The following is a 12,583-nucleotide window of genomic DNA, read 5'->3' on the forward strand; positions in this document are numbered from 1 at the left end:
TCCGACCAGATAATGTATTTATTTAGCTGACGAGCAGTTGTGAACGGGCATACAATAGCTTTCCGGTTTAAAGAATCCGGTTTTGTTTGATATTAAAAAACAAGGGTGACTTAAAATTGATAACAGGTATCCTGCCGTTTACTTTTCGCTTATCAACGGCCAGGCTAAAGCGATTGTCTTATTCAAAACAACCGCTTTAGTTAGCCGTCCTGGCTTTATCTTTACACAGCGTTATTTGAAAACCGAAGGTAAGAGCAAGTCAGCCGATATAAGGGTTTAGGTTACCATCCATAATTTTGTACCAGTGCCGGGTCGATATTAATCTCGGTCTGAGGTATTGGCATCAGGTAATGCCTGTCGGCAAAAACACGGGTTTGATCTACCACCGTTTTATAAAACACCGCAACACCTGCAGCTTCACTATTAGGATCTAAGCCGGTAGAGTTCAGTTCGCCAGGTGTAGGTCTCGCGTTCATGCCGTGCATATTGCCATTGTCTACAGTTTTAGCTATCAACCAGCGGCGAACATCCCAAAAACGCTGATTTTCAAAGGCAAACTCCACACGTCTTTCATTTTGGATCCTTTTCCGCATACCTTCTTTTGTATTATCAGAAGCGATGATGGGTAAGCCCGGCATAGATACCCGGCTGCGTACGGCGTTTACAGCGTTATATACATCGCTATTTGGCGCACCTAAATATTCATTCATAGCCTCAGCATAAATCAAATATATCTCGGCCAAACGGATAATCGGAAAGTTACGGTTTGCATCGCCGCCACCTTTTAAATTAACATTAGGATCGGCCCATTTACGCCAGTTGTAACCTGTTTCGCAGTTGGTACCAGGTTTAGGCCAGCCGTCGCAACCACCGCCGTTATTGCCAAACCAGGCAAATTTTAAAGGCCTCGCATTGTTGGTGTAATTCCAAACGTCGTACTGAAAAAATATAGTAGCGTAAAAACGGGGATCCCTGTTTTTATACATATTTGATATATTGGATACAGGCGTATTCCTTACACCGTCCCATAACTGGCCATTCCAAAAGCCCGTAGCTTGATAACCCGATTGAGGGTCTGTTATTGGCCTGCCATTATTCATTTCGTACGAATCAACTAATTCCTGGAATACACTCATTTTTCCGTTTCCGTTAACGGCATTGGCATCGCGGCCGTTAGGTAAATAATTACCTTCGAAATTTCTGTTGTTCCCCATAATATATGGCAATATGATCTCATCATAATTTCTGGTAAAAAACAACTGCGCATAGTTATCAACAGGGTTTGTTGGGTTGGGATTGGATAGTGAATAAGTATTCAGGTTTAGCACGGCTTTGGCTGCGTTGGCAGCCAGTAGCCATTTATTGTTATCATAGGCCTGAGGAAATAACTGCGTTCCATCGGCATTTTTAATACCGGCATACATAGTGTTTCCGTTAAATAACGGGCTGGCTGCATACAGTAAAGTACGGGCCTTTAATGCTAACGCGGCGCCCTTGGTTATCCGCCCATAATCTGCTGAGCCACTGGCATAATTTACCGGTAAAATTTCCGCAATGGCGTCACATTCTGAGGTGATAAATTTAACCACATCATCAACGGTATTTCTTGTTGTGGTGGTGGCCGCCGGATCTGTTGTGGCTAAAACTGTATTGATTAAAGGGACGGCGCCGTATCTTCGGAATAATTCAAAATATTGATTAGCGCGCAGAAACCTCGCTTCCGCCTTGTAAAGCGGAATGCGCGGCGTATAGTAATCACTCCTCGAAGCAGGAACGGGGGTTTTATCAATACTTGCCAGGAAGATATTTGCAGAACGGATATATTGGTAAGCCCTGCCCCAGATATCGAGTGAGTTATTGGTAGCGTTCCAGGCACCTGAATTAAACGGCAATTCGGGTACATTTTCCCAATGGTTTTTACATTCATCAGTACAGGCCCCTAAAACTGTTCCCCCTCCGTAAATGAACTGTATATCATTATTGTTTAGCGATGCGTATAAATGGTTCCAGGCACCTTCGGCATTTTGGATATTATTAAAAACAGCATCCTGCGTAACCAGCTCTGTTGGTACGACATTAAGATATTTTTTGCAGGAAACCACAGAAATGCAGGCAATTAAAAACAGGTATATGAGTTTGTTGCTTTTCATGTTTAATATTTTAAAATGTAAATCTTAAACCCGCGTTGATCACTTTTTGCTGCGGATAAGTTCCAGTACCATTGTTACCAATTTCCGGATCGAAATTGAAATCTTTTAGCTTGCTCCATGTTAACAGGTTAATGCCATTAACAAAAACGCGGGCGTTCTCTATTCCTATCCTTTTCATCCATGTTGTGGGTAAGGTATAGCCCAGTTCAACGGTTTTTAAGCGCAGGTAATTTGATGAATAGATCCAAAAGGTGGAAGCTTGCTGATTGTTCACGTTATCGGCCGATGAAATACGCGGGAACATATAATTGGCATCGGGATTTGAGGCTACCCAGTGGTTATCAACCACCTGTACCAGCGAACTGGCAAAGCGCGAAAAGGCATAAACCCCTGATCCCGACAGTAAAGTAGAGCCGCCTAAACCACCTTGAAACAGGACACTTATATCAAAATTGGCATAATGATAGCCCAGCGCGACACCAAACTGCGATTTGGGATTGGCTACCTTTCCGGGAAGAAAACCGGCATCTAAACTGTTGATCACATTGTCGCCATTTAGGTCTTTATACTTAATATCACCCGGTTTGGTAACACCAAGGCTGGCTTGCGAAGGGCTGTTATCAATATCCTGCTGGCTCTTAAACAATCCGAGGGCGGTGTAACCGTAAATTTGGTTGATACTCGTACCTTTTAAAGCCTGCCATTCGCGACCGGGATAATCGGGTTGGGCATAAAAAAGGATCTTGTTGGTGGCATAGGCATAATTAACTGTAATACTATATCCCTGTTTTTTGCCAAACTCGTGCCTGTGGCTTAGCGAAATCTCGTACCCCCGGTTATCTGTTATGCCCGCATTAACCGCCGGTATTTGCGGCAAGCCTATAAAAGAGGGGATCAACTGCGAGGTAGCCAGGATATTATTGCGGCGTTCTTTAAAAACATCCGCCGAAAGTGAGAACATCCCTTTCCATAAACTCAGGTCAAGGCCCAGGTTTATTTTCTTTGAGCGTTCCCAGGTTAATAAGGTATTGCCAGCCTGACCTTCCAGGTAACCGGTGTAGCTATTTCCATTGCTGTTAAACCCAAATCTATATGAGTCGCCGGTTACCCATGAACTTAAGTAGAGGAACCGGCTTGACCCTATTTTATCGTTACCAACAATACCGTATGATCCGCGCAATTTAATTTGATCGATAAAGCTAAGCGAGGGGTTATCTTTAATAAAATGCTCGTTTGATGCTATCCAACCTGCAGAAACAGCAGGAAAAAAACCAAACCTGTGCCCTTCGGCAAAGTTTTCAGATCCGTTATAGCCAAAATTAAATTCAACCAGGTAACGGTCATCATAAGCGTAAGCAGCGCGGCCTAAAACACCCTGGTATTTGTAGGGTAACCCTGCTCTCGCGTTTCCTACACCACCACCCACAGCATCAAAAAAGCTTGACTGGTTGTAAATAGCCATCGCTTTTACCGAATGCTTGCCAAAATCGCGGTCGTAGTTCATATAAGCTTCCAATACAGTGCGTCGTGATCCGTTGGCGTTCACCTGGTAATCAAGGGTACCGGTACCATTATTTACAATCACATAATGGCCATTAGCTGCCAGGTCGGTCTCAGTATCGGCAACTCCCTGGTTCAATAAATATTGGTAAGTGATATTGGATAACGGTCTGTTTACATTTCGGAAGTTATCATTATCAAATGATAACCGGACACGTGTACTCAAACCTTTTGTCAGCCAGCCCAGATCCCATTTAAAACCAGCGGTAGATTGCAGGGCGGTTTCAAAGTTTCGTTGATAACCTGACTGTGTCAGATCAACATACGGTGATTGATTAGTATTGGGCGCGGCACCCGGCGAACCATCCGGATTGGTTATTGGATAATACCATGCGGGTGTTTGTTTGATATCATTAAATATTTGTGAGGCATTTGCCCCGGGATAATTTCTATCATAAACAATAGCACCAAGATTCAGTTCCATCGACAGGTTTTTGGTAAGGTTCAGGTCAATATTCGACCGGAAGTTGTATTTATGGGTTATGGCCTGGATATCGTACTGGCTTACCGCGTCTTCGTAGTTATACAAACCGTTTTGCTGCAAATACGATAACGAGATAAAATATCTTGTTTTTTCGGTACCACCCGTAACGTTCAAATTGCCTTGCGAGAGGTATGAAAACGGCTTTAGCATTGTTTTTGTCCAGTTAACATTAGGGTACAGATATTGGTAGGCCGGATAGGTACGATCACGATACTTATTCAGTAAAGCATCGGTGTAAGCGTTGGTATCGGCAAACAGGCCATCGTTTATCAGACCTTCTTTATAAAGCTTGCGGCCAGTGTATGAATCAACATACTGCGGTAAGGAAGTTGGTGACTGCCAGCCGTTTTGCGCCGTTGCCGAGATACGCGATGTGCCGATCCTTCCGCGTTTGGTAGTAACCAGTACAACTCCGTTAGCGCCTTGGATACCATATATAGCGGTTGAAGCCGCATCTTTAAGGATGCTTACATTTTCTACCTCATTGGCGTCTATGCCACTAAAGTCCCTTTGGATACCATCAACCAAAACCAGGGGAGCCGAATTGTTAGTCGTACCGAAGCCCCTGATGTTCAGAGACGAACCATCGGCACCCGGCTCACCGCTGTTTTGGATGGTTAGCAAGCCTGGCAAGCGGCCGGCCAACGCATTACTTAAATTAGCAACAGGGCTTTGCTGCAGTTCTTTTGTACCTACAGATACTATTGAACCCGTTACGCGTTCTTTGCGCTGAGTTCCGTAACCTACCACAACAATTTCCTGCAAGCCTGTACCAGGAACAAGCGCAATAATCCCCAGGTCTTTCGCTGCTTTAACTTCTTTTGTGGTGTAACCTATGAAAGAGATGACCAGCGTACTGTTGTCAGGAATGTTTTTAAAGGCAAATTCGCCTTTCTCATTGGTGGTCATCCCCTGCCCTGTGCCCTTAATTTTTACCGAAGCACCAGGTAAAGGTCTGCCGGCCTCATCTACCACGGTTCCTTTAACCTCAATATTAGCTATGACCGCTTTATTTTCATTGAGATCCGGTTCAATGGTTTCACCATTGCCCTTAATGACAATGGTTTTTTCGGCAAAACTGTATGAAAGCGCCTGACCTTTTAATAAAATATCAAGTACCTCTTTAATATCGGCATCTTTAACATTGATAGATACTGATGGAGAATTTTGCAGCAACTTATTTTTATAAAAGAAAGTATAGCCGCTTTGCTTATTGATATCTTTTAATACTTTTTCGAGCGATACCCCGTTTTCGGACAGGGTGATTTTTTGGGCGAACACATCCGCTTTAACCTGTAAAGCAAAAGCGATGGTTAACAAAATAATTAGCTTCATCACTAAAAATGTTCTTCGACTTAAAAACAGAAATTCGCAGTTTTTCAAACTACGTAGATTAATTTTCATAGTTTCGTTAGGTTTTTGGTTTGATTAAAATTGAACTGTGCTGGTTTTCTATTAATCTCTGATCCAGAAACTACCGCGCAAGCGGAACCTGCCGGCAGTGTTGGAAGCACTTCCGGCATTTTTTATGGATGAGAATTTTTAAAGGGAGCTTTTAAGTATCTGTTTTCTTCATCTTAAATTGGGTTTTGAGGTTAATAATTGGTATTGGTTTTTATAGGATGATGCAGGGGCTATTGAGAAACGATAAGCTTTCGCCCGTTTTGTTTTACATTAATATCATCAAGTTTCAGGATTTTCAGCACCTCAGAAAAAGCCGCGTTCCGGGGGATCTCACCGTTGTAGGTATCATTACCCAACTGGCCCTGATATTCCACCTCAACATTATACCACCTGGAAATTTTGCGCATTACATCATGAATGTCTGCATTTTTAAATAAGATCACGCCCTTTTTCCAGGCCACAAACTCTTCTGCATCAACAGTTATTTTTGATAACCGGTCGTTTTTGAAAACAGCTTGTTCATTGGGTTTTATAATGATTTCAGGAAGAACCCCCGGAGTTTGATTTTTTCCATAAACTTTAACGCTCCCCTGCAGCAGGGTGGTTTTAACTGCGTTTTCGTCCTGGTAAGCGTTGATATTAAAATGAGTACCCAACACCTGCACCACCTGGCCGGCACCCGACACCTTAAATGGCCTGTTTCTATCATGGGCCACCTCAAAATACGCTTCGCCAGATAACTCAACCACTCTTTCCCTACTCGTGAAATTTATCGGAAACTTAATGGTACTACCGGCATTTAGCCAGACCTTCGTACCATCGGCCAGTGTAAGCTGGTATTTTCCACCTAAGGGCGTTGATAATATATTGTACGACTGTGACGAACGGGAGATTCCGGCAGTGGTTTTCTGATAGGTCAGGCTGCTATCGATATCGTTATTAACGGCAACATCATTAAGCGTAAACAAGTATCCTTTGCGCAAACCATCAAGGATAATTTGCTTTCCGTCCGCAAGCGTTAATATGGCCTTATTACTGCCCGGTTTAACAATATTTCCATCGGATGCAATTTCGTGAGGTTTAGTAGTTCTGTCGAAATGCTTATTGACAACAAATAATCCACCAAGAGCAAAAATAACAGCCGCTGCTGCCCACCATCGGATCCTGATAAGAGGTTTTATCTGGTTTTTAGATAGCCTGTTATGGAGATCTGTTTTCAGGCGTTTCTCAATTTCAGCTCTGTCACCAAAATCCGGGATCCAGGGCATATCCGATAAATCGAAGCTATCGCGATATTCTTCAAATAATTTTTGCTCTTCGGGCGTACAGTTACCTGACGTGCAACGCTCATATAATTCTTTAAATTCCTGGTACAACATGGCTATAACGGTTATTAGTAAAGACAACTTCCGCGGCAATAACTCACACACTTTTTTTATTTTTTTTAGATTTTTTGCAAACCATCCAAAATGACACCCAGCTATCCCTCAACAATAAAACTTTGTTATTACCTTGCATAGTTCAAGCTTAGCCCGGATTCTTTTAAATGAACTACACTCAACAATCAGATGAAGATTTATTTGCCGCGGTGAAACGTAATGATAAAAAGGCGTTTACCCTGCTTTATGATCGTTACTGGGAGTTGGTTTATAAAAAAGCTTTTTCTTATTTGCGTGATACCGACACCTGCATGGGCATTGTAAACGACATATTTGTTAATATTTGGGAAAAGCGGGATGCGCTCAAAATCATTACATTTAAAAACTACCTGACCTCATCCGCACGATACCGTGTATACAACGCTATAAAAGCAAGCAATACCTCGCCGGTAAAATATGTCGCAGATTACGAAAAGCTGGATGACTTAAGTGTTGTATACAATCGCGCCGAAACCAGTTTTGAAGTTAACGAACTAAGCACCGACCTGGATAAATTGCTCGATAAACTACCTCCGCGATGTAAAGAAATATTCCTTTTAAGCAGGGTAAATCAATTAAGTAACACCGAGATTGCCGAACGACTATCTATTTCAAAAAGAGCGGTTGAAAATCAGATCTCGCTGGCTGTTAAACACCTTAAGCCTCATTTTAAACACTATCCAACGGTTATACTTGTTGCAAAATTGATTCTTTTACATAACCAACTTGGGTTATAGGTAAAAATGGCAGCCTCCCGTTTACAATTGAACCGAAAAAAAGTAATCTGGAAAACTCCAGAGTATTTCCGTCTTTTTACTCTACTGAAATTATTTCATATGACTCATCTGCAAGTTCGAGTTCCGCTTGATTTGCCGGTCTTTGGATTTCAAACTGGCATCTATGTGATATTGTGGTCAGATCTTACGATATGCTCCCCAATAGAGCAATCAATCTGTAAACCATCTACAACAAGATTAACAGCACGTTAGAAAAAAAACAAGTAAAAACAAATTTCCGTGACTATCGTGGCAAGGCAGGAAAGGGTTTAAGGATTTACACCGCGCATCAATTTGTCTTGAACTCCGCCACATCCGAAGTCGAGGTATTATTATTACTATCGCGGGTAACGATTTTCCAGTAATAGGTAGTGCTGGGATTTACAGTTACATTGCTTATAGTGGGCGACTTGATGTGGCTTTTATAAAGCTGGGTTGATGCCGTTGTTCCAAAATATAAATCATAATCAACTATGTCATTATCGACAGAGCCACCCTGCCAACTCAATGTAATTCCGGCGGATGATGGCACAGTAATTATCCGCCCCATTGCAGGACTTAAATTATCGGCTGGAAAAGGTGCATAAGTTGTTATTCCATCTCCGGAATTATAAAATTTCCAGGTTTCGCTTTTGGCGGTACTACTGCTTTGGTTAGATTTGGAAACAACATACCATGAATAAGGCGTATTTCGGCTCACTGTCACATCTGCACTGTTACCCGCCGCAGCTGTAGCCAGCGTATCGCCTGTAAGCAAATTTTTAACAACAACTGTATAACTATCGGAATTACCACCATCGTTCCAGTGAAATTGAATCGTGCTGTTCAATTGCGAAACTACCGCACCTGATACACAAACCGCGTTCTGAGCCGGAAACACTAATATAGCACTCTTTGGTGCCGGTGGTGTGGGTGATACATCGTCTGTATGTTTTCCGGTGCAACCGGCTATTAATAAACTTAATACTATAAGTAAAAATGAATATCTCATTGTTTTAATACTTTAAATATAACTGAGGTAGAGCCAAGAGTAACCCTTAGCACATAGGTACCGATCATAAAATTTGGCACGTACACTTGCAATTTACCATTATTGTTTGCGGCTTGTTTATTATAAACTATTTTGCCAAATGAATCGCTAATAGTTATCCCAGCAGTTGATACCTTGCTCCCACCCAGGTCAATATTCAATACATCGATAAACGGTACAGGGTAAACGGTAATCACATCCATATTAATTACCTTTTGTATAACGCCCTGACAGGCCTTATCAGTCTGAATCTGCAGCTGATTGGCACCGTTATTCAAAGGCAGATTCACTTGGCTGGCATTTGTTTGATAAGTTTTTCCGTTAAGATTAATGTAATAGGCATTAGCCCCTGCCAAATCTATAGTTACTGTTCGTGAAGTTTGATTAACAACCGAATAAGCCGAAAGTAACTTTGGCTCGGTTACGTTTACCGAGTAACACCGTTGGAAAGTACTATTTCCGGATATACCAATACATATATTATACACGCCTGTATCAAGGCTATTAATAGTTAGGTTATCAGTAAAGGAAAGATTCTTTGTAAAGCCGCCTGGACCGGTGACTGTAACTGTGTAGTTTAATACATCCTGGGCTTTGATGCCAATAGAGCCATTCGCGCTGCCCCGACATGATGCACTGGTAACAGAAACCATAAAATTACTGTCTGGTAAGGCTACTTTCCCTTGCTGTATAACAACATTCAAAACGGAGGATTTTTGCATATTCAACGCTTTGCTGGTTTCTACAACTGTAACCAGGCCATTACCTGGCTTGCCCCAGTTAACAGTAGCCTGGTTAGATGATGACTTAATACTAACATTGTTGGTTGCCGTCCAGCTAAAAGAGTTTGTACTCACAGGAGTGGAATAAATTATATTAGCGGCATAATTTGCCACTGTATCCGGACCGCTTATCTCCGGAGCCGGCATATCTTCTACATCAACGGCTATTGTTCTGCTTTGTCCGTTGCTGCAGTTGTTATAAGGTGTAACTTGTAATGTATATTTGCCACCGTTTTTCCATGATACGATGACTTGGTTATTATGGTACTCTACAAACTGAGCACCTGAAATATTCCATTTGTAATAGGTGTTTGGTACTGCTGCAACCGTATAAGCTGTTTTTATCCCCGAAACAACAACTGTATCTCCGGCAATGTAACCTGCATTTACGGGCGGCAGGCTTATATTGTTCAATTTCATCAGCCAGCCGCTATATCCAGCAATGAACAGCTGTCCGTCATTTATCTGGAAGCTCGGGAAGCCATATCCATTTCCAGGTTGAAGTAGGAAAGCTGATTCCAGTTATGTCCGCCGTCGGTTGTTTTGAATACCGAACTTGGATTGTATGCATTACTGTTTGTAACTACATAACCAACCGAATCAGAAGCGAAATACATATTTGTAAAACCTGACGCATATTGCGGGCTTGGCGGCCAGGTAAGCGGGAACCATGTATTTCCGCCGTCTTCGGTTTTAAGCATCGGTGGCGACTGGCCCGATATGTACCCTGTTTTACTGCTGGTAAATTGTACCCTGTAAAAATCATTCGTTATACCGCTATTTACTTTTTTCCAGGTTTGCCCTGCATCATCCGACTTAAGGATTACACCACCCGTTCCCACTGCAACGATACGGGTACCTGCGTAAGTTGCATCATTAAGTGAATAGGTTAAATTTTGAAATGATTTGGCGCAGGCTTCTGCCAGGTTAGCCTGCTGATTGCTTACCTTGATTGCAAATATTTTTTGAATAGTTGAGGTTCCCATGGTAGCCTGTACCCGGATAGAATATGTATTTCTGATCGCAAAATTAAAGATTGAGGCAGATTGCAACGTTCCGTTTACTATCGTAAAACTACCGTTATCGGCACTACCGTTGCCTGCTACCAACTGGTATTGGTATCCGGAGCCATTAGTCACCCCGAAAGCTCCTATTGAGGTATTTACAGGTAACTTTTCGCTAATGACATTATTTGATAAGGTAAAAGCGGCATTGCTGTCGGCAAAAACAATCTCTTTATTAAGCCCCCCGGAAGGAACTACGGGCGTTTTCATCACTGTACCAGACGCCGTGCCGTTTAAATTATATATAAAGTCCGTTTCGCCGCTGTTATCATTACTTTTTATTGTTAGCAACGCGCCAACCTGTTCGGCCTTAAGTGGCGAATATAACAGGTTAAAACTTGTTTGCCCGCCCGGCGGTAAAGTTTGGGGCGGAGTGCCATTTACATAAAAGGACGCTCCCGAAACACTTATTTCGCTAAAAACAAGTGCATTGTTACCTGTATTGGTCAGATTTACCTGATTAGTCACCACGCTATCTGGTTTTGATGTAATAGCTGATGTAGCTCCATTAACCAGTTTTTGTTGTTTCATGCTAACCTGCAACTGTCCGGCCGGCTCATTATTCCAAAGCCCTACGGGATAATTTGAATTAATTGTAAAGTAAAGATGGCCGTTGCTATCAAACAAACCTTGAGGCTGAGTTGGCTGATTGATGGCCTGACTGGCTGTAGTGCCGTTGTAACTCCATAATGCGCCCTGACTGCTAAAAAATAATTTACCGTTTGATACTACGGGCGTAATATTGTAGTCTACCATAGCATTTGCAGCTTGAACAGTACCTGCGGCAGTTCCATCCGAAGTATATAGCTTGGCATTAGAGGTAGCAGCAAAGTATAATTTGTTATTAAAATTGACAAAGTTGCGCATATTATTGTACGCAAGCCCCTGCGGCCAATCGTATGACCCAACTATTTTTGTACCGGCTGGGGTGCAGTCACTCGTCCATAAAACATCAGTGCCGCTTGAACCTATACCGCTGGTGCGGATGGAGAAAAAAAAGTTGGATCCCACCGCGGTTATGTTGTCGATAGTACTGGCAGAATAACCGCCCGGGTTAAATGACTGAAGCAGAACAGGCTTACTGCTTGATGGCGACAACGCATAAAGATTCACGTTCTGAAAGTAGTAGTTTTCATCAGTAATGAAAACCAGATTATTGTTTATATTGGTCAGCATACCAAGAATCTGGTTATTATCGACAGGGATTTGTTTAGTACCGGCAGCCGTACCGTCTGATGCCCAAAGCCCGTTTTTGCTAAAATATAACTTATTACCCGCCACTACTAACTGTGAAATAATAGAATAGTCATTTACAGTTACCTGCACCGTACCATTTGATGTGCCATCAGTTTTCCAAAGCGAAAAGGTGATCCCATCGGATGTTCCTACAAAATAAAGAAGACCATTGTAAGTTGTAAACAGCCTGGGTTGGAAACCGTAGCCTGTAGGCGTAGGGCCTACATTTTTAACCATCATTGTGCCATTGACTGTACCGTCGCTTCTCCACAACTGTGTGCCATGAATACCATCATTGGCTGCGAAATAGGCGTTGCCTTTAAAAATGCCGATAGATGTTATGCCCGATCCGTTTGTGCCGGTGTAAATGTCTTTCACCATGACCGTGCCGGCTACTGTACCATCTGTTTTCCATAATTCCGGTCCGTGTATGCCATCATCACCAGCAAACAACATCCCGTTGCCGAATTGTACAAAAGCCGACACCGAATTGAAATTCTTTATAAAATTTTGCGAATGAGCTTCGGTAACCCCAATAAAACAGGCAATAAAAAACAAGCCTAATTTTTTTATCATAACAATAATTGTAATAAGCTACTTAGTTAACAAGGTTATAATCAAACATGGGTAAATCACCGGAAACATAACAGGAATGATGTAATGCGTAGGATTAATAGGC

At 42.3% G+C, this 12,583-nt stretch carries 7 protein-coding genes; 1 reads left to right on the forward strand and 6 read right to left on the reverse strand.

The genetic code is table 11. The features are described from left to right. Nucleotides 1-281 precede the first annotated feature (281 nt). From FHW88_RS16570 to FHW88_RS16580, 3 genes are all read right to left on the reverse strand, one after another. Complete coding sequence (locus tag FHW88_RS16570) at nt 282-2,150, reverse strand: RagB/SusD family nutrient uptake outer membrane protein (protein ID WP_176626989.1); 1,869 nt, start codon at nt 2,148-2,150, stop codon at nt 282-284. Nucleotides 2,151-2,160: 10 nt separating this feature from the next. Beyond that, a complete protein-coding gene (locus FHW88_RS16575) occupies nt 2,161-5,529 on the reverse strand; it encodes a TonB-dependent receptor (protein WP_176626991.1) in 3,369 nt (1,122 codons plus the stop codon). Between the two features lie 299 nt (nt 5,530-5,828). Beyond that, nucleotides 5,829-6,977 (reverse strand): FecR family protein, encoded by a 1,149-nt coding sequence (locus FHW88_RS16580; protein WP_176626993.1) that lies wholly within the window; start codon nt 6,975-6,977, stop codon nt 5,829-5,831. A gap of 167 nt (nt 6,978-7,144) precedes the next feature. Here FHW88_RS16580 and FHW88_RS16585 point away from each other — a divergent pair, with 167 nt between their 5' ends. After that, on the forward strand, nt 7,145-7,753 hold the full coding sequence (locus tag FHW88_RS16585; protein ID WP_176626995.1) for an RNA polymerase sigma factor: 609 nt from the start codon (nt 7,145-7,147) through the stop codon (nt 7,751-7,753). Between the two features lie 328 nt (nt 7,754-8,081). Here the strand turns inward: FHW88_RS16585 and FHW88_RS16590 are convergent, their stop codons facing one another. From FHW88_RS16590 to FHW88_RS16600, 3 genes are read right to left on the reverse strand one after another with little or no spacing between them, the layout of a single operon-like run. Next, nucleotides 8,082-8,783: a hypothetical protein gene (locus FHW88_RS16590; RefSeq protein WP_176626997.1), complete on the reverse strand. Its 702-nt coding sequence runs from the start codon at nt 8,781-8,783 to the stop codon at nt 8,082-8,084. Then, nucleotides 8,780-10,024: a T9SS type A sorting domain-containing protein gene (locus FHW88_RS16595; protein WP_176626999.1), complete on the reverse strand. Its 1,245-nt coding sequence runs from the start codon at nt 10,022-10,024 to the stop codon at nt 8,780-8,782. The genes FHW88_RS16590 and FHW88_RS16595 overlap by 4 nt, the downstream gene beginning before the upstream one ends. Before the next feature lie 41 nt (nt 10,025-10,065). Further along, nucleotides 10,066-12,480 (reverse strand): YCF48-related protein, encoded by a 2,415-nt coding sequence (locus tag FHW88_RS16600; protein ID WP_176627001.1) that lies wholly within the window; start codon nt 12,478-12,480, stop codon nt 10,066-10,068. Nucleotides 12,481-12,583: the final 103 nt, after the last annotated feature.

Origin of the sequence: Mucilaginibacter sp. SG538B, assembly GCF_013376065.1 — a bacterium.
GTDB lineage: Bacteria > Bacteroidota > Bacteroidia > Sphingobacteriales > Sphingobacteriaceae > Mucilaginibacter > Mucilaginibacter rubeus.